Source organism: Mesorhizobium sp. M0048 (genome assembly GCF_040323405.1).
GTDB lineage: Bacteria > Pseudomonadota > Alphaproteobacteria > Rhizobiales > Rhizobiaceae > Mesorhizobium.
Genome location: NZ_JAMYUV010000001.1, coordinates 215853 through 232108, shown reverse-complemented (window position 1 = coordinate 232108; position 16256 = coordinate 215853). Strand labels below are relative to the sequence as shown.

22 protein-coding genes are annotated in these 16256 nt (G+C 62.8%); 6 read left to right on the top strand and 16 right to left on the bottom strand.

Translation table 11 applies throughout. The features are described 5' to 3' along the window. Position 1: 1 nt before the first annotated feature. From NKJ84_RS01190 to NKJ84_RS01180, 3 genes are all read right to left on the bottom strand, one after another. Positions 2–433: a GlcG/HbpS family heme-binding protein gene (locus tag NKJ84_RS01190; protein WP_352505008.1), complete on the bottom strand. Its 432-nt coding sequence runs from the start codon at positions 431–433 to the stop codon at positions 2–4. A gap of 97 nt (positions 434–530) precedes the next feature. Continuing rightward, positions 531–761, bottom strand: coding sequence for a hypothetical protein (locus NKJ84_RS01185; protein ID WP_023678501.1), 231 nt, complete (start codon positions 759–761; stop codon positions 531–533). Positions 762–837: 76 nt separating this feature from the next. After that, a complete protein-coding gene (locus NKJ84_RS01180) occupies positions 838–1362 on the bottom strand; it encodes a winged helix-turn-helix transcriptional regulator (protein WP_352505007.1) in 525 nt (174 codons plus the stop codon). A 96-nt stretch (positions 1363–1458) separates the two neighbouring features. Between NKJ84_RS01180 and NKJ84_RS01175 the strand changes: the two genes are divergently transcribed. Together NKJ84_RS01175 and NKJ84_RS01170 are read left to right on the top strand one after the other, a co-directional pair. After that, a complete protein-coding gene (locus NKJ84_RS01175; RefSeq protein WP_352505006.1) occupies positions 1459–2310 on the top strand; it encodes an alpha/beta fold hydrolase in 852 nt (283 codons plus the stop codon). Positions 2311–2359: 49 nt separating this feature from the next. After that, positions 2360–3016 carry a glutathione S-transferase family protein gene (locus NKJ84_RS01170; RefSeq protein ID WP_352505005.1) on the top strand — a complete coding sequence of 219 codons (657 nt, stop codon included), beginning with the start codon at positions 2360–2362 and terminating at the stop codon, positions 3014–3016. Between the two features lie 142 nt (positions 3017–3158). Here NKJ84_RS01170 and NKJ84_RS01165 read toward each other — a convergent pair whose 3' ends face one another. The 3 genes from NKJ84_RS01165 to NKJ84_RS01155 form a co-directional block, all read right to left on the bottom strand. Then, positions 3159–3446 (bottom strand): ArsR/SmtB family transcription factor, encoded by a 288-nt coding sequence (locus tag NKJ84_RS01165; protein ID WP_023678497.1) that lies wholly within the window; start codon positions 3444–3446, stop codon positions 3159–3161. A gap of 31 nt (positions 3447–3477) precedes the next feature. Then, on the bottom strand, positions 3478–4725 hold the full coding sequence (locus NKJ84_RS01160; RefSeq protein WP_023678496.1) for an MFS transporter: 1248 nt from the start codon (positions 4723–4725) through the stop codon (positions 3478–3480). A 96-nt stretch (positions 4726–4821) separates the two neighbouring features. Beyond that, on the bottom strand, positions 4822–5016 hold the full coding sequence (locus tag NKJ84_RS01155) for a DUF1192 domain-containing protein (protein ID WP_023678495.1): 195 nt from the start codon (positions 5014–5016) through the stop codon (positions 4822–4824). A 124-nt stretch (positions 5017–5140) separates the two neighbouring features. Here NKJ84_RS01155 and NKJ84_RS01150 point away from each other — a divergent pair, with 124 nt between their 5' ends. From NKJ84_RS01150 to NKJ84_RS01140, 3 genes are all read left to right on the top strand, one after another. Then, positions 5141–6151: an NAD(P)H-quinone oxidoreductase gene (locus tag NKJ84_RS01150; RefSeq protein WP_352452476.1), complete on the top strand. Its 1011-nt coding sequence runs from the start codon at positions 5141–5143 to the stop codon at positions 6149–6151. Positions 6152–6283: 132 nt separating this feature from the next. Next, positions 6284–6424, top strand: a complete 141-nt coding sequence (locus NKJ84_RS01145; protein WP_023720976.1) for a DUF1127 domain-containing protein — start codon at positions 6284–6286, stop codon at positions 6422–6424. A 353-nt stretch (positions 6425–6777) separates the two neighbouring features. Beyond that, positions 6778–7473 (top strand): DUF1013 domain-containing protein, encoded by a 696-nt coding sequence (locus NKJ84_RS01140; protein ID WP_352505004.1) that lies wholly within the window; start codon positions 6778–6780, stop codon positions 7471–7473. A 58-nt stretch (positions 7474–7531) separates the two neighbouring features. Here the strand turns inward: NKJ84_RS01140 and NKJ84_RS01135 are convergent, their stop codons facing one another. From NKJ84_RS01135 to NKJ84_RS01125, 3 genes are all read right to left on the bottom strand, one after another. Next, positions 7532–8251, bottom strand: coding sequence for a helix-turn-helix transcriptional regulator (locus NKJ84_RS01135; protein ID WP_023678491.1), 720 nt, complete (start codon positions 8249–8251; stop codon positions 7532–7534). An 18-nt stretch (positions 8252–8269) separates the two neighbouring features. Then, on the bottom strand, positions 8270–8677 hold the full coding sequence (locus tag NKJ84_RS01130) for a hypothetical protein (RefSeq protein WP_352505003.1): 408 nt from the start codon (positions 8675–8677) through the stop codon (positions 8270–8272). Between the two features lie 141 nt (positions 8678–8818). Beyond that, positions 8819–8986 carry a hypothetical protein gene (locus NKJ84_RS01125; protein WP_352505002.1) on the bottom strand — a complete coding sequence of 56 codons (168 nt, stop codon included), beginning with the start codon at positions 8984–8986 and terminating at the stop codon, positions 8819–8821. A 203-nt stretch (positions 8987–9189) separates the two neighbouring features. Between NKJ84_RS01125 and NKJ84_RS01120 the strand changes: the two genes are divergently transcribed. Further along, on the top strand, positions 9190–9351 hold the full coding sequence (locus NKJ84_RS01120) for a hypothetical protein (protein WP_008873884.1): 162 nt from the start codon (positions 9190–9192) through the stop codon (positions 9349–9351). A gap of 116 nt (positions 9352–9467) precedes the next feature. On the opposite strand, the gene NKJ84_RS01115 is transcribed toward NKJ84_RS01120, so the two are convergent. The 7 genes from NKJ84_RS01115 to NKJ84_RS01085 form a co-directional block, all read right to left on the bottom strand. After that, positions 9468–10199 (bottom strand): SGNH/GDSL hydrolase family protein, encoded by a 732-nt coding sequence (locus tag NKJ84_RS01115; protein ID WP_352505001.1) that lies wholly within the window; start codon positions 10197–10199, stop codon positions 9468–9470. 86 nt (positions 10200–10285) lie between these two features. Further along, on the bottom strand, positions 10286–11023 hold the full coding sequence (locus tag NKJ84_RS01110; RefSeq protein WP_352505000.1) for a DUF899 domain-containing protein: 738 nt from the start codon (positions 11021–11023) through the stop codon (positions 10286–10288). Between the two features lie 151 nt (positions 11024–11174). Beyond that, positions 11175–12200: a class I fructose-bisphosphate aldolase gene (locus NKJ84_RS01105; protein ID WP_352504999.1), complete on the bottom strand. Its 1026-nt coding sequence runs from the start codon at positions 12198–12200 to the stop codon at positions 11175–11177. 140 nt (positions 12201–12340) lie between these two features. Then, positions 12341–13537, bottom strand: coding sequence for a phosphoglycerate kinase (locus NKJ84_RS01100; protein ID WP_352504998.1), 1197 nt, complete (start codon positions 13535–13537; stop codon positions 12341–12343). A gap of 161 nt (positions 13538–13698) precedes the next feature. Next, positions 13699–14553, bottom strand: a complete 855-nt coding sequence (locus tag NKJ84_RS01095; RefSeq protein WP_352504997.1) for a lytic transglycosylase domain-containing protein — start codon at positions 14551–14553, stop codon at positions 13699–13701. A 4-nt stretch (positions 14554–14557) separates the two neighbouring features. Next, a complete protein-coding gene (ispG, locus tag NKJ84_RS01090; protein WP_352504996.1) occupies positions 14558–15811 on the bottom strand; it encodes a flavodoxin-dependent (E)-4-hydroxy-3-methylbut-2-enyl-diphosphate synthase in 1254 nt (417 codons plus the stop codon). 207 nt (positions 15812–16018) lie between these two features. Continuing rightward, positions 16019–16198, bottom strand: coding sequence for a YdcH family protein (locus NKJ84_RS01085; RefSeq protein ID WP_254816530.1), 180 nt, complete (start codon positions 16196–16198; stop codon positions 16019–16021). Positions 16199–16256: the final 58 nt, after the last annotated feature.

The following is a 16256-nucleotide window of genomic DNA, read 5'->3' as shown; positions in this document are numbered from 1 at the left end:
CTCAGCCCGGGTCGGCGCCAAAGCCAGCCGCCTCGATGCCGGCGATGGCTGCCGTTTCGTCATTGTCGGACGTGTCGCCGGAAATGCCGACGGCGCCGATGATCGTGCCGGCCTCGTCGCGGATCAGCACGCCGCCGACGACCGGCAGGACGCGCCCGCCCGACACGTCGGAGACGCCGGCGATCAGATGCGGGCGCTCCTTGGCGAAGGCTTCCACCCGGCGCGAGCCCATGCCGATAGCGAGCGCGCCATAGGCCTTGCCGGCCGACATTTGCGGACGCAGGAACGACGCGCCGTCCTGACGCTGGAACGCGACCAGATGGGCGCCGGCGTCGAGCACCGAGACGCCAAGCGGCCTGAGCTTGAGCTCGGCACCCTTGGCAAAGGCGGCGGCGATGATTTCAAGGGCTTTGTCGAGCGTCAGTGCGGTCATGGCCGTCTCCTAAACGCCAGTTATCAACCGGCAGAACAGATCGCGGTGAAACTGTTTCGCGTACGAAAGGAAGCAGTGGGATCCAGGGAGCGCCGGCTTATTTCTTCTTGGCGCGAGGCTTCTTCACCGGCGCCGGAGGCGCATTGGCCAGGTCTTCCGCTTCCTTGGCGAGGCGCAGCGCCCGCAGCTTGTTGGTTTTGGCTTGGCGCGCGTCGCTCTCGGCGACATATTCCGCCATCGCCTTCTGGCGCACCGTGGCTGCCTCTTCCTGTTTCTTGAAACGCAAATCGGCCCGCGCACGGGCAGTGTCCTTAGAGTTCTCGACCAAGAGCGTTATCCAATCCCGTAAATTATCTTCAGTCCCTTGATAGCAGAGCCAGCCCGCAATTGGGAAAATAAGTTGGTCATGGCGCCGGATCGCAGCCGACTCGCTCCGCGTTGCGGGCGACCACCGCATCGTATCCGGCCTGCAAGATCGCGCGGACAGCGGGTCCAGTTGGCGCGGGAGATGTGCCCAGATGCTCGTAGCGTAACTCGTTCATGAACTGCTCCCACATCGGCGGGCCGCCTTTTTCCAGAAGCTCGGCACGGATCGAGAGCTCGTCGCTGACCGGCAGCCAGACGCGGCCCCAGGCGCCGAGATGGGCCAGGATCGGCACCAGCGTAATCGCCATTTCGGTCAGGCTGTAGATCGCCTTTTGCTTGTGGGAGGGATCGCCCGTCTTGGTCAGCATGCCGAGCTCCATCAGCCGCTTCAGCCGGTCGGCGAGGATGTTGGAGGCGATGCCCTCCATCGAGCCGTTGAGCAGTTCGCGAAAGTGGCGTCTGCCGCCGAAGATGATGTCGCGAAGGATGATCAGGCTCCACCGGTCGCCGAACACTTCGAGCGACAGGTTGATGGGGCATCCGGACCGACGATCGATGTTCATGCGAATCTCCAAAACCGGTTGCATTATTGTATCGGTTTTAATATCGTGCAACTGATTGCAATTTGCAATCGGATCGGAAGCCCACGGAGGAAAACCATGAAAAGCGCCGGACACCCCGAAATCGTATCGCAGACCTTCGGCGACCCGGCCCATCCGGCGGTGTTGTTGATCATGGGCGCGATGGCTTCCATGCTTTGGTGGCCCGAAGCGTTTTGCCGGAAGCTGGCCGGCGAGGGTTGCTTCGTGATCCGCTATGACAATCGCGATACCGGCCGTTCGACCAAATACGCGCCGGGCGAGCCGCCTTATACATTCGACGACATGGCGGACGATGCTATCAGCGTCCTTGACGACCATGGAATCCGAAAGGCGCATATGGTCGGCATGTCGATGGGCGGCATGATCGCGCAGCTCGTTGCGTTGAAATACCCGTCGCGTGTCACTTCGCTGACGGTGATCAGCAGCTCGCCCTTGGGCATCGATACGTCGCATCTGCGCGGAACCACCGAGGCCTATAGGAGACATTCGGCCGAAGGCGCGAAGGTCGACTGGTCGGACCGGGGCCAAGTGGTCGATTTCATCGTTAAGGACGCGCATGCGCTCACCGGTGCGGCGCACTCTTTCGACGAGCAGCGAACACGGGCTTTCGTCGAACAGGATTATGACCGGTCCGGCGGTTTTCTAAGTGCGACCAATCATTTCATGCTCAAAAGTGGCGAAGATGGGAGCGGCGAGGACTGGACCGGTCGGCTGCGCGACATGAAAATCCCACTCCTTGTTATCCACGGCACCGACGATCCCATCTTTCCAGTCGAGCATGGCGCCGCTCTTGCCGACGCGGTCGCCGGTGCAAGGCTGCTCCGGATCGAGGGCGGTGGCCACGAACTGCATCCCGACGACTGGGCTGCGATCATCGATGCCATCGTCGCCCACAGCCAGGCCAGATAGTTATCCGACCCCGACACCGCGAGACAGACCACCCAAGGAACGAAAAACAATGTCCCTGATTATGCACCTTCATCCACTGGCCTCCTTCTGCTGGAAACCGCTGATCGCGCTCTATGAGAACGGCACGCCATTCACATCCGTCGTTGTCGATCTCGGCAATGAACAGTCGCGCGCCGCGTTTCTGAAATTGTGGCCGCTCGGCAAGATGCCGGTGCTGCGCGATGAAGCGCTGGACCGGACCGTGCCGGAATCGACGATCGTCATCGAATATCTCAACGCGTATTATCCTGGGCCGGTCGAACTGATCCCCGCCGATCTCGATCTCGCTCGCCAGACCCGGCTCGCCGACCGCTTCTATGACTTCTATGTCCAGGAACCGATGCAGAAGATCGTTGGTGACCGGCTGCGGCCGGAGGGCAAGACCGATCCGTTCGGCGTCGAGCAGGCCCGCGCCCAGCTGCGCAGCTCCTACGCCATCATTGAACAGGACATGCAGTCGACGACATGGGCGGTGGGTGCGAGCTTCACCATGGCCGACTGCGCTGCCGCCCCCGCGCTGTTCTACGCCAACAAGGTCGAGCCGTTCGGAGACGAATATCCTGCGGTCAGGCGCTATCACGACCGGTTGCTGCAACGCCCCTCGGTTGCCCGTGTGATCGAGGAAGCGCAGCCGTATTTCAAGCTCTTCCCCTACAACAATGGCTAGAGTAGTTCATCGTTCACGGAAACGCCGAACCGCTCTGTCTCTTTGTTTTTGCGCAATTCCGCACGGAAAACCGTTTCACACTTTTCCTGGAATTGCTCTAGGCCCGATGCTGCATAGTTGCTCGACGCGCTGACGATGCCTCTCAGCTTCCGGGTGAACCGAGCTGCTCCGCATCCCAGAACTGGTCAAGCCAGATGTTGAGCTTCAGGAAGCCGGCATTGCTGACCGTATAGACGCGCCTGGTGCCTTCCGGCTTGGCGTTGACCAACCCCGCATCAAGCAGCACCTTCAGGTGCTGCGAAACGGCCGGGCGGGACACCGGCAAGCCGGATGCCAATTCGTTGACGGTCTTCGGTCCGCGCCGGAGCTCTTCCAAGAGATGGCGCCGGTTGGGATCGGCAATCGCCATGAAGGCGTCGGAAAGCATCATGCCTTATTTGTGGGGCAAAGCGCCTCGAATCTCAACTGTCGGCTTCAGCTTTTCTACGCGGGTCGAGCCGCAACGCTTCCGGCGTCACCGAGCGATCGGCGGGCTGGGTCTTGAAGGCATCGCGGCCTTCGATCGGCACCGGCGCGCGACGGCTGATGCGCAGCAGCGTATAGCCAGCCAGGCTGAGATGCGCGAGCGCAGTGGCCAGGAACAGCCCCTCAGGGCGCATCCAGCCCATCAGGCCGGCGGCCACCAGCGGACCGATCATCGTGCCGAAGCCATAAAGCAGCAGCAGGCCGCCCGACACTTTGACGAAGTCCTCCGATCGCGCATGGTCATTGGCATGCGCCACCGCGATCGAATAGAGCGTGTAGGCGAAGGCGCCGTAGGCGGCGGTGCAGACGATGACGAAGACGCCGGAGCGCGGTTCGAACAGGAAGATGGCGATGGCAAACAGCGCAGCGCCGAAGGCCGCGCCCGCCAGCACGAAACGACGGTCCGTCGTGTCGGAGAGCCGCCCGGCCGGAAGCTGCATGGCAGCGCCGGCGATGACCACGAGGCTCATCATCAGCGCGATCTCGGCTGTCGAGATGCCGATGCGCGCTCCATAGACGGCACCAAGTGTACCCCAGGCGCCGTTGGCGATGCCGATCAGCACGCAAGCGATCGCCGACACCGGCGAATTGACGTAGAGCCCCTTGACGTCAAGCGACACGTCCTGCAGCGGCTTGGGGTGAGACGCCGTCGAGACCGCCGTCGGGATCAGCGACAGGCAGAACAGAATGCCGGTGATCATGAACAGCGACGCCGATCTCACATCGCCGCCGGCAACGATCATCTGACCGCCCATGATCGAGGCATAGGTGACCATCATGTAGAGGCCGAAGACGGTGCCGCGGTTTTCGTTGGTGGCCTTCTCGTTGAGCCAGCTTTCGATGACCATGAAGGCGCCGGCCATGGTGAAGCCGGTGAAGGCGCGCAGCAGGATCCAGGTATATTCGTCGATGATCAGGCCGGTGAGCAGTGCGACGATCGCTCCCGATGCGGCAAAGGCGCCGAAAGCCCTGACATGACCGGCGCGGCGCACGATGCGTGGCGCAAAGAAGCAGCCGGTGACGAAGCCGCCGGCCCAAGCCGTGCCCATCAGGCCGAGCGATGCCGTCGAGAAGCCCTCCACCTGGCCGCGCAGCGGCAACAGCAGACCGTGCAGTCCGGATGCCGCCAACAGGAACGCGGTGCCGCGCAGCAGCGAGAGGATCGGTCTGTAGCTTGCGAACATTTTTCAATCCGGCTGGGGTTTAGGGCACAAGTCTGGAGACAGCGGCATTCGGGCTTTTCGGCGGCGTGCCCGAGCTTTTGGAATTACCCGCAGTAACTACCCACGGCGAAACAGCGCCTCTGCCGCCGACTTGGTCGAGCCCTTGGTCTTGAGCTCGGCTTCCAGCCGGGCGATCTCGTCGCGCAGGATGCCGATCCGTTCGGACAATTCATCGACAGAAAGCAGCGACAGATCCTGCCCGATCTCGTGCGGGCGCGCTTTCTTCTTGGGTTCGTCGTCGAAGATCGCCATCGTCGCTCCTCCGTGATTGCCCATTTGCCTGATTTGCCAATGAGCATACATAGGGCAAGGGTATGGATGCAAATGGCGGGCAAGAGCTGGCACGAGAAACCGGCGGAGCACGACGGGAAAATTCATGGCGAACGCACAGAAAATTCCGGCGAAGATGATGGCGATCGCCATATCGGAACCGGGCGGGCCGCGGGTGCTGAAAGCGGAAACCCGCGACGTACCGGTTCCCGGTCCCGGCGAGATCCTGATCCGGGTGCGGGCCGCCGGCGTCAACCGGCCGGACGTGCAACAGCGCAAGGGCGCCTATCCGCCACCGCCGGGAGCGTCGGATCTGCCGGGCCTGGAAGCAGCAGGCGAAGTCGCTGCCCTTGGTGATGAGATATCGCGCTGGCGCGTCGGCGATCGGGTCTGTGCGCTGACGGCGGGCGGCGGCTATGCCGAATATGTCAGAGTGCACGCCGGCAGCGTGCTGCCGCTGCCCGCCGGCTTTACCTACACCGAAGCGGCGGCGTTGCCGGAGAACTACTTCACTGTTTGGCACAATGTCTTCGAGCGCGGCGGCCTGAAGAGCGGCGAGACCCTGCTCGTGCATGGCGGCTCGTCGGGTATCGGCACCACGGCGATCCAGCTTGCTGCCGCTTTCGGCGCCTATGTCGTCACCACCGCCGGCAGCAAGGAGAAATGCGACGCCTGCCTCAAGCTCGGCGCCGACCGGGCGATCAACTACCGCGAGGAGGACTTCGTCGCCGCAGTCAAGGAGGCAACCGGCGGCAAGGGCGCCAATGTCATCCTCGACATGGTCGGCGGCGACTATGTGGCGCGGAACTATGAGGCTGCAGCCATGGAAGGCCGCATCGTCCAGATCGCGACGCAGGGCGGAGCGGTGGCGAGCGCCGATTTCTTCAAGATCATGGCAAAGCGGCTCGTGCACACGGGATCGCTGCTCCGGCCACGCACCGTGGAGTTCAAGGCGGCAGTCGCGGCGGCACTGGAGGCGCAGGTTTGGCCGCTGCTCGGCACGCGCAAGGTTGCGCCGGTGATGGACACGATCTTCCCGCTCAAGGAAGCCTGGCGGGCGCATGAGCGGATGGAGGAGGGTGAGCACATCGGCAAGATTGTGCTCGATGTCGCCTGACGACCGGCAAACAGACTGAACGAAAGCTTAATGGTGCAATGCAACAAACGCATTGCGGCCATGCAAAAGCGTCTGTTCAATTTTTCATCGCCGATGCCTACTTACGCGGCATCGAAACGATGGAGGACTACCATGAACCCGATCCGCGCTTTCCGTAACTGGCGCATGTACAACGAAACCGTGCGCGAACTGAACCGGCTGAACGCTCGTCAGCTCAACGACCTCGGCATCAACCGCGGCGACATCGAGAGAATCGCCCGCCAAGGGCTTTGATCTCGAGCACGATCCCGCCCGAAGACCGGGCGTTGCTTTTCCGCAACGCCGAGCCGCGGTTCGGGATCAAGCTTTAGAAGCCAGAGCCGCAGCAGACGGATTTCCGTCGCCGGTTCCGAGCCCGCCCGACCTTGGTCTGGCGGGCTTTGTCTTTTTGAAGCTTTCGACTGCATGGCGTCATCTGCCGACCCTTCGCGGTCTGCTGGTCGCGCTGCCGTGCCGTCCTTGACGCGCGCCTGCCAAAAACATTGCGAAACGGCGAGCGAGCGGTTATATAGGCCGCGATTTTCCCATTTGGTGGCTCTAAACCACCGCCCGCGCGGGAACGCGGGCGAACGAGAAGGATTTTTGTAATGGCCAATACGCTGCTGATGCCAAAGGCGACCGCCGTCTGGCTGGTTGACAACACAGCGCTTTCCTTCGAGCAGATCGCGCAGTTCTGCGGACTGCATCCGCTTGAGGTCAAGGCGATCGCCGACGGCGAGTCGGCGCAAGGCATCAAGGGCATGGACCCGATCATGACCGGCCAGCTCACTCGCGACGAGATCGCGCGCGCCGAGAAGGACGCCAACCACCGGCTGAAGCTCTCCGATCCCAAGGTGCGGGTGCCGGAATCCAAACGCAAGGGTCCGCGCTACACGCCGCTGTCGAAGCGCCAGGACCGGCCCAACGCCATCCTCTGGCTGGTGCGCAACCATCCCGAGCTCAAGGATGCGCAGATTGCCCGCCTTGTCGGCACAACGAAGTCGACGATCGACCAGATCCGCGACAGAAAGCACTGGAACTCCGCCAATCTCCAGCCGATGGATCCAGTGACACTCGGCCTGACGTCGCAGATCGACCTCGATATGGAAATCAACCGCGCCTCGCGCGGCCGTGAGCAGGCGCAGCCGGTCGGCGATACGCTGCTGCCGGCCGCCTTGACCGAACGACTGGTGCCGGCGCCGGAAAAGCCGAAAGACGAGGACCAGGAACTCGACGCCAACGCCGTCTTCGCCAAGCTTTCGGCGCTGAAGTCGAAGGACAAGGACGCCGACGAAGAGGAATAGGTCTGGCATCCAAAACAAAAAGCCCGCTTTCAAGCGGGCTTTTTTGTGATCTTCCGTGTCAGCTTCGCGCCGCCCGGTCCGGCGCCATGCCGTAATCCTCGCTGCGCTCCACCGCGCGATAGAAATCGGCGAGCTGCTTGCCGCGCTCCGGCTTGAAGGTGCGGCCGGCGATGACCACCGAGGCGATGCGGTCGATGCGGAAGGCGCGGAAATCGCCGCGCATCTCACACCAGGCGACCAAGGTCCACACCTTGCCCCAGAACCACAGGCCGAGCGGGCGGATGTCGCGCGCGGTGCTGCGGCCGGCCTCATCCGAATAGTCGATGGTCAGCACCTGACGTTTCTCGATGGACCGCTCGATCAGGTCGATGGCTTCGCGGGCGGCATCGCTTACCACCCACATCGGCGTGTGGATCTCGGTACGGGCGATGCGGTCCTTTTCGGCGTCGGGCAACACGGCGCCTATCTTGACCAGCGCCTCGTCGGCGGCTCGCGCCATGGCCGCGCCACCAAAGGCGCGCACCATGCGGGCGCCGGCGACCAGCGCGACGATCTCGTCACGCGTGAACATCAGCGGCGGAAGGTCGAAACCCTCCCTCATCATGTAGCCGACACCGGCCTCGCCGTCGATCGGCACGCCGGTCGACTGCAGGTCTGCGATGTCGCGATAGATCGTCCGCTCGGAAACCTCGAGCCACGTGCCCAGCTTCTGGGCGGTGACCAGACGACCACCACGCAGATGCTGCACGATCTGGAAGAGCCTGTCGGCGCGGCGCATCGTATGGTCCCTCGGCGTCTATCGTTCCAGCCCTTCGCGCTTGCGCTGCGCGGCGACGAAGGCCGCGCCGAAGGACAGTTTCTTCGTTGTCGGCGTGCTTGCGTCGACCACCCGCCAGAACGGCGCAACGTCGCCCAGCGCCATACCACGCTCAAGATCCTCGTTGGCGGCCTCGGCGACGGTGCGCAGATGATAGCCGATGGTGACCGGACATGCCATCTCGGCATCGTGCTCGATGGCGAGAGCGGTGCGCAAAGCGCGGATATCCACGTCCATGCCTTCGGGGATGGAGCGGATGAATGCATGGACCTGGCGAGCTGTAGGAACCAGCATCGGCTGGCCTTCGACGACGTCGCCGATGGTGCGTGGCGACGGTCTTATGCCGTTGAGGCCAGGCGTGTTCAGCCTGTCGTTCCAGCTTTTCATCGATCGTCCTCTCGGCCATCCGGCTTCGGCGGCCATCGCACTATGGCACGAGCCTCCTGACACCATACTGTCAGGAGGCTTCAGCATGCCCATTTCAGCTCGTCGCCAGGTCGCATCCAAACGCCACGCAGAAAGCTTGCCTCAATTGCTGCCATTGCGGCGGTCGCCATACATGTCCGGCCAACCAATATCCTTGCGGATGTCCGCCGGCAGGGTGTTCATGAATCGCTGGGTGCGGATCTCATTGCGGATCGTCCGGATCTTGCCGACATAGTGCTGCACGCTACGCAGAATGGTAATGCCGTTCATGGCTGGTCTCCTCTCTTTCGATGCAGGCACTATCGCACACCCCTGCTGACAGCAGTCTGTCAGGAGGGTGCGGCTCTCATGACCGGCGTTCCGATTTATCCATCGAAGTGACAAGGCAGTGCTGAAAAGAGGCCTGCCGCACTGGAAAGACGGCGATCGCGGAGCCGCTTTGACAGCCAGCCGCGATGCTGATCAAAGGCTGCATGTCGAAACTTCTCGCGCTCGTCATCATCGCCATGATGGTCATCCAGCTCATCAAGCCGCTCGGCTGGCCCGGACTGAAGCGGCGCAGCGATTTCTGGAAGCTGGCGCTGCTGGCGATGGCGGCGATTTCGATTACGGCGGTGCTCGGGCACTGGACGTGATGCATGTCGCGCAAACGTGTGCAGCGGTTTTGCGACAACGACATGCATGGAAACAGTACCTGAAGCGCGTCGGATGAGGCCAATCGAACGCGACGCGCTTTAGTGCCGGCGGCCCGCTACGCGACGCCCGGTTCGTTGCCGAGCACCAGGCTGACCAGATGTTCCGCCCAGGCTCGGTAGCCGGCTTCCGAAGCATGAAATCCATCCGACGCAAAGCCGGCCTCGGCATCGGTGATCGGCAGGCGGGGCGCCGGTATGGCGCCGCGCTCGAGGCAAAGGCGCGCGCCCATCCGGTTCATTTCGACGGCACGGATTTCGAGAATCTTGCCGAGCAGCGGCGGCATCGCCGGCGCCCGGGTGAACTCAAGCACCGGCGACCACACGACGCGCGCCTCCGGCCATTTGGCGCGCAGCGCGTAAAGCAGCCCGCCAAACTCGCGCTTGAACCGCGGTACCGAATGAAAATTCTTGGTGTCGTTGGTGCCGATGGCCAGCACGATATGCGTCCACGGATCGGCCGATAGATTGGGCAGCACATGATCGCGGATCTGGCCGGAGGTTGCCGAGTTGAAGCCGGCTGACCGCCAGCGCACGATGCGGCCGGTGCGTTGCGCAATCAGAACGGCCAGTTGCGCGGCCAATCCGTTTTCGGAATTGCCGATGCCTACCGAGGCGGCGGAGGAATCGCCAAGCACCAGAACCGAGATTGCTGGCGTCAGGCCAGATATCTCGTGAATGACCGGACCTTGTGCCGGCAGCATGCGGGTGGTGCGGCGACGCACGCCAAGTCCTTGCCAGACATAGACCGGAAAGGCGAACCAGGTGAGAAGGGTCGGAAAGCGCCGCATGGCAAGTCCCTTTTAGGGCATAGCGAACAGCACTTAGCGCATGTTGCATTGGAGGTGAACGACCTTACAGTGACACCCTTGTCGCCTCAATGGCAGCAGTCATGTGTCCCGGATTGATCTTCGTACTCGTCATGCAGCCGCACCCAGTCGACGAGGCTATGATGCGGGCCGGTTTCGTTGCGACCCTTCGGCGTCAGGTCGAGATAATGATAGGCGCCGATCAGCGGATCGCCGCCTCGGGAGCGCAAGACGAAGGTCAGGAAGATGTCGCCCTTCTCGTCGCGATAGAACACGCTGGCGCCGGGAAGGTCTTTCGAGTTTCGCGCGCGCCGCTCGAAATTGTAGGTCGTATCGCCGACCGCGATCTGCTTGTCCGTGAATGACACCTGCATATCGAAGTTGAAGTCCGAGGCGTAGGACGACACCCAGTCGAATTTCCAGCCCATACGCTGCTTGTAGGGCAGCAATTCGGCCAATGGCGCCCGCGCTACCACGACAAGTGAGACATCGTGGTGCCTGAGATGCTGGTTGGCGCCGTCGATATGATCGGCAAGGAATGAGCAGCCCTCGCAGCGATAATCGGCGCCCGGCCCGAACATGAAATGGTAGACGATCAGCTGGCTGTTGCCGCCAAACAGGTCGGGCAGTTTCTTTGGCCCTTGCTCGGTTTCGAAGACGTAGTCCTTGCGGATCTTCAACCACGGCAGTTCGTGGCGTTCGGCGGCGACACGATCGCGAAAGCGGGTCAATTCCTTTTCGCGCGCCAGATGCGCCTTGTGCGCCTGAAACCAGTCTTCCTGCGAAACGGTCTTGTTGTTTGGCATAGGTCTGCTCCTCTTTTCACGGAGGACGTTCGGCAGCGAGGAATACCGACACCGGGCTGCATTTCAGTTGCAAGAAATTGCACCCCTTGCTGCTTTCAAACAAAAACCCGGGCACGTGGCCCGGGTCGGGAGAAACGCAAGATGTCTTCGGTCAGGCGGCTTGCTCAAGCTTCGGCTGCCATTGTCCAAGCGCTGCCAGATGATTCATGTGGGCGCGATGGGCGAAGGCGGCCTGCGCGGCGGCGACGTTCGCTGCCTTGCCGCCCCAGGCCTTCTGCGGAGCGGCCTGCAAGGCGCGGCCATAGGAGAAGGTCAGCTTCCACGGATGCGGGCCGATGGCGTTGATGGCATTGAGGTTGGCGGTCGCCTCCTCGTCCGATTGTCCGCCCGAAAGGAAGGCGATGCCTCCAATCGCCGCCGGCACCGTCTCGCGGAACAGTTTTATGGTCCTTTCGGCAACTTCCTCGGGGCTGCTGACCTTGCCCGATTTCTTGCCGGCGAGGACCATGTTCGGTTTCAGGATGGTGCCTTCGAGCGCGACGCGGGCCGCATAGAGCTCGGCGTACAACTTTGTCAGTGTCGCCTTGCTGATCTCGTAGCACGTGTCGATGTCGTGGGCGCCGTCCATCAGCACCTCCGGCTCGACGATCGGCACGATGCCGGCTTCCTGGCAAAGCGCGGCGTAACGGGCGAGCGCATGGGCGTTCGAGGCGATCGAGGTGGCGGAAGGCACGCCCTTGGAAACATCGATGTCGATCACCGCGCGCCATTTGGCAAAGCGGGCGCCGAGCTTGTAATAGTCGGCGAGGCGTTCGCGCAGGCCGTCCAGGCCTTCGGTGATGGTGTCGCCGGGAAAGCCGGCCAGAGGCTTGGCGCCGGCATCGACCTTGATGCCGGGGATGGCGCCTGTTGCCTTGATGATGTCGACCAGCGGCGTGCCGTCGGCGGCCTTCTGGTGGATGGTCTCGTCATAGAGGATGACGCCGGAAATGTATTTGGTCATTGCCTCGCTGGCGCGGAACATCATCTCGCGATAGTCGCGCCGGCTGTCGGCGGTCGACTCGACGCCGATGACGTCGAAGCGTTTCTTGATGGTGCCGGAGCTTTCGTCGGCCGCCAGCAAGCCTTTGCCATCGGCCACCATCGCGGCGGCAATGTCCTCGAGACGTTCGCTCATCGTGCTTCTCCTGAAAGAATTGATCCGCGCCCAGCAGACCACCAGAGCCACGCAGGTTCAAGTCGAACCATTTCGTCAAACAAGCGCGAATCGATTGAAAGTCGCGGGGGCACTCCTTCGCGCTGCTCTTGCGGTCGCGCTCAGCGCTTCAAGACGTCGACGCCGGGCAAGGGCTTGCCTTCCATCCATTCGAGGAAAGCGCCGCCGGCCGTCGATACATAAGTAAAATCATCGCTGACGCCGGCATGATTGAGCGCTGCCACCGTGTCGCCGCCGCCAGCGACCGAGACCAGTCTGCCGGCCTTGGTGCGCGCTGCCGCGTGCCTGGCCGTCGCCACCGTTGCGTGGTCGAATGGCTCGATTTCGAAGGCGCCGAGCGGCCCGTTCCAGACCAGCGTCGCGGCGCGGTCGATCCATTCGGCAATGGTCTTCACGGTTTTCGCGCCGACATCGAGGATCATGCCATCGGCCGGCACGTCTGCTATGGCGACGGTCTCGCTGGCAGCACCGGCCTTGAACTCCCTGGCGACGACGCCGTCGGCGGGCAGGATGATGGCGCAGCCGGCCTCGGCCGCCTCGATCATGATCTGCTTGGCGGTGGTCGCGAGATCATGCTCGCACAACGATTTCCCGACGTCGGTGCCGCGCGCCGCTAGAAACGTATTGGCCATGCCGCCGCCGATGACCAGCGCGTCGACCTTCTTCACAAGGTTCATCAACAGGTCGATCTTGGTCGAGACTTTGGCGCCGCCGACGATGGCGACAACCGGACGGACTGGATTGCCAAGCCCCTTTTCCAGCGCATCGAGTTCGGCCTGCATGGTGCGCCCAGCGAAGGCCGGCAGCACATGCGCCAGCCCTTCTGTCGACGAATGGGCACGGTGCGCAGCGGAGAAGGCGTCGTTGACGAAGATGTCGCCATTAGCGGCGAGCTTTTCGGTGAAGGCCGGGTCGTTCTTCTCCTCGCCCTTGTGGAAGCGGGTGTTCTCGAGCAGCAGCACGTCGCCGCCGTTCATGGTAGCAACGGCATTTGCGGCCTTGTCGCCGATGCAGTCGGCGGCAAAGCCGACGGGGCGGCCGAGCACGTCCGCCGTCGCCCTGGCGATCGGTTCGAGTGAGAATTCGGGCGCCGGTCCATCCTTGGGCCGGCCGAAATGGGCAAGCAGGATGACCTTGGCTCCCTTGCCGGACAGCTCGGCGATGGTCGGCGCAATGCGCTCGATGCGGGTGGCGTCGGTAACCTTGCCCTCGGTGACGGGAACGTTGAGGTCGACACGCACCAGCACACGCTTGCCGCTGATATTGCCGATGTCGTCCAGTGTCTTGAAGCCGGCCATGCTGATCCCTTTCGCGAAAAATCGCGGGGACCTTACCCCGCATCGACAACGATGCAAGACCTGGCTAACGGTTCACCGAAAATATGATTTCACGTGTCGAGGACGAAGTGCCCACGGGGAGCAAGATGGCAGCAATGGCGCGAAACGCACCGACGTATGGCTTACCGATTGCGCACCACGATGCATGCGCCGCCCACGCTGTGCAGTTTCTGGCAAATATCGTCGGCCTTGGCTTTAGTGTCGGCGCCGATCCGCACCGCATAGATGCCGCGTCTGCCGATCGGTGTGCGCACCCGGCTGACCACCGGATCGCGACCGCTGAGCAAGGCTGGAAACCGGCGCTTCACGTTGCTCCACTGATTGAGCGCCGCGGCGCGACGGAAATTGCCGGCCACCTGCACGCCCCACGGCTTGATGTTGATCGACGACATCGGCACGGTTCTGGACATGATCACCGGCAGCTCGCGGCAAGCGGCAGCGAAACTCGCCTTCTTGTCGAGCGGCCGGATGACGCCGGCATACGCGGCATCGGTGAACTTGTCGGCCGGCTCGCCCATAACGTCCAGGACGTAGCTTTCGGTCTCCATCGGGAGGAATCCGCCGGAATTCAGCCAGCGCGTCACCCGGCTCTCGCCAGCATTGTAGGCTGCGGCGGCGAGGCCCAGATTGCCAAAGCCGGTCTTCATTTCGGCGAGATATTTTGCCGAGGCCGGGATAGCCTGCTCGATATCGAACGAATTGGCGAGCCCGCGCATCTTGGCGGTGCCCGGCATGAATTGGGCGATACCCTCCGCGCCGACGGGGCTGACCGCGTTGGGATCGAAACGACTCTCCTTCCAGATCAGCCGGGCAAAGAAATCCCGGGGCAGGCCGTTCTGGTCGGCATGCGTCTCGATAAGATCGCAAACTCGATCGATCAGCTTCTGCTTGGCGGGCCGCGGCGGATCGGCCTGGACGGCCGCCGCCCAGCCCAGCCCGGAAATGACAACCAGCGTCGCCCCAAGCAAACGCCGCATCGAACTACTCCGCCGCGGCTTTGCCGTGTTGCCCAAACCGCCGTTCGATGTAGTCGGAAACCATTTTCTCGAAATCCGCGGCGATCGACGGGCCGCGCAGGGTCGCCGCCTTCTTGCCGTCGACGAACACCGGGGCGGTCGGCGTCTCACCGGTGCCGGGCAGCGAAATGCCGATATCGGCGTGCTTGGATTCGCCCGGACCGTTGACGATGCAACCCATCACCGCGACCTTGAGGTTCTCGACGCCGGGATATTGTTCGCGCCACACGGGCATGTTCTTGCGCAGGTCGGCCTGGATGTTCTGGGCAAGCTCCTGGAACACGGTCGAGGTTGTGCGCCCGCAGCCCGGGCAGGCGGCGACGATCGGCACGAACTGCCGGAAGCCCATGGTCTGCAACAGCTCTTGCGACACCTGCACCTCGCGCGTGCGGTCGCCGTTTGGCTCCGGCGTCAGCGAGATGCGGATGGTGTCGCCAATGCCCTGCTGAAGCAGGATGCCCATGGCCGCGGACGAGGCGACGATGCCTTTCGAGCCCATGCCCGCCTCCGTCAGGCCGAGGTGCAGCGCATGGTCGGAACGGGTGGCAAGCTCGGTGTAGACGGCGATCAGATCCTGCACGCCGCTGACCTTGGCCGACAGGATGATTTTCTCGCGGGCAAGGCCGATCTCTTCAGCCATTTCGGCCGACAGGATTGCCGACTGCACGATTGCCTCGCGCGTCACTTCCTGGGCGGTCAGCGGAAAGCCCTGGGCCTGGTTGTCGTCCATCAGCCGGGTCAGCAGGTCCTGGTCGAGCGAACCCCAATTGACGCCGATGCGCACCGGTTTGTCGTATCGGATCGCCATCTCGACGATCGCGGCGAACTGCCGGTCTCTCTTGTCCTTGAAGCCGACATTGCCGGGATTGATGCGGTATTTGGCCAGTGCCTGGGCGCAGGCCGGGTGGTCGGCCAGGAGCTTGTGGCCGATATAATGGAAATCGCCGACCAGCGGCACGTCGATGCCGAGTCGTTCCAGCCGCTCGCGGATGGCCGGCACGGCGGCAGCGCTTTCGTCGCGATCGACGGTTATGCGCACGATCTCGGAGCCGGCGCGATGCAGCGCCGCCACCTGTGCGACCGTCTGATCGACATCGGCCGTGTCGGTGTTGGTCATTGACTGGACGACGACCGGCGCGCCGCCGCCGACAATCACGCCGCCGACATCGACACCGATCGACCTGCGGCGTGGGAAGGGTGAGGAAAAATATCCGGTCATGCCGGCTGCCTTTAATCTTGAAGGTCCGGGCATGAGGTGGAGGAGCAAAGATGGCTTGTCAATGGCGACTGGCGCGCAGGCCTAGCAAATCGGAAATGACAAGACGGCAGCTTGCCGCAAATCCACAGGCATTTCCGGCAGCATAGCGGTATGCCACCGGAAAGGGACGCGCGCCGGGCGGCGCGCGCTTCTAGTCCTGGAAGGGCTTCAGTGCGTCGTCGGTTTCGCCTTCAGTTTTTCAATCTCGTCCTTGAGCGCCAGCTTGCGCCGCTTGAGATTCACGATTTCGAGGTCGTCTACCGATGGATGGGCCATCGCATCGTCGATTTCCCGTTCGATGTCGCCGTGTTTCCGCTGCAGCTCATCAAGATGGGATGCAAGAGACATGATTGGTTCTCCCTTTCATGGTTTCCTCGATTGCAGCCGCCAAGGCACGTCCACCGCA

Coding starts and splice junctions, on each gene's coding strand:
- NKJ84_RS01190 (WP_352505008.1), bottom strand. CDS start 433: ATGACCGCACTGACGCTCGACAAAGCCCTTGAAATCATCGCCGCCGCC.
- NKJ84_RS01180 (WP_352505007.1), bottom strand. CDS start 1,362: ATGAACATCGATCGTCGGTCCGGATGCCCCATCAACCTGTCGCTCGAA.
- NKJ84_RS01175 (WP_352505006.1), top strand. CDS start 1,459: ATGAAAAGCGCCGGACACCCCGAAATCGTATCGCAGACCTTCGGCGAC.
- NKJ84_RS01170 (WP_352505005.1), top strand. CDS start 2,360: ATGTCCCTGATTATGCACCTTCATCCACTGGCCTCCTTCTGCTGGAAA.
- NKJ84_RS01165 (WP_023678497.1), bottom strand. CDS start 3,446: ATGATGCTTTCCGACGCCTTCATGGCGATTGCCGATCCCAACCGGCGC.
- NKJ84_RS01160 (WP_023678496.1), bottom strand. CDS start 4,725: ATGTTCGCAAGCTACAGACCGATCCTCTCGCTGCTGCGCGGCACCGCG.
- NKJ84_RS01155 (WP_023678495.1), bottom strand. CDS start 5,016: ATGGCGATCTTCGACGACGAACCCAAGAAGAAAGCGCGCCCGCACGAG.
- NKJ84_RS01150 (WP_352452476.1), top strand. CDS start 5,141: ATGGCGAACGCACAGAAAATTCCGGCGAAGATGATGGCGATCGCCATA.
- NKJ84_RS01145 (WP_023720976.1), top strand. CDS start 6,284: ATGAACCCGATCCGCGCTTTCCGTAACTGGCGCATGTACAACGAAACC.
- NKJ84_RS01140 (WP_352505004.1), top strand. CDS start 6,778: ATGGCCAATACGCTGCTGATGCCAAAGGCGACCGCCGTCTGGCTGGTT.
- NKJ84_RS01135 (WP_023678491.1), bottom strand. CDS start 8,251: ATGCGCCGCGCCGACAGGCTCTTCCAGATCGTGCAGCATCTGCGTGGT.
- NKJ84_RS01130 (WP_352505003.1), bottom strand. CDS start 8,677: ATGAAAAGCTGGAACGACAGGCTGAACACGCCTGGCCTCAACGGCATA.
- NKJ84_RS01125 (WP_352505002.1), bottom strand. CDS start 8,986: ATGAACGGCATTACCATTCTGCGTAGCGTGCAGCACTATGTCGGCAAG.
- NKJ84_RS01120 (WP_008873884.1), top strand. CDS start 9,190: ATGTCGAAACTTCTCGCGCTCGTCATCATCGCCATGATGGTCATCCAG.
- NKJ84_RS01115 (WP_352505001.1), bottom strand. CDS start 10,199: ATGCGGCGCTTTCCGACCCTTCTCACCTGGTTCGCCTTTCCGGTCTAT.
- NKJ84_RS01110 (WP_352505000.1), bottom strand. CDS start 11,023: ATGCCAAACAACAAGACCGTTTCGCAGGAAGACTGGTTTCAGGCGCAC.
- NKJ84_RS01105 (WP_352504999.1), bottom strand. CDS start 12,200: ATGAGCGAACGTCTCGAGGACATTGCCGCCGCGATGGTGGCCGATGGC.
- NKJ84_RS01100 (WP_352504998.1), bottom strand. CDS start 13,537: ATGGCCGGCTTCAAGACACTGGACGACATCGGCAATATCAGCGGCAAG.
- NKJ84_RS01095 (WP_352504997.1), bottom strand. CDS start 14,553: ATGCGGCGTTTGCTTGGGGCGACGCTGGTTGTCATTTCCGGGCTGGGC.
- ispG (WP_352504996.1), bottom strand. CDS start 15,811: ATGACCGGATATTTTTCCTCACCCTTCCCACGCCGCAGGTCGATCGGT.
- NKJ84_RS01085 (WP_254816530.1), bottom strand. CDS start 16,198: ATGTCTCTTGCATCCCATCTTGATGAGCTGCAGCGGAAACACGGCGAC.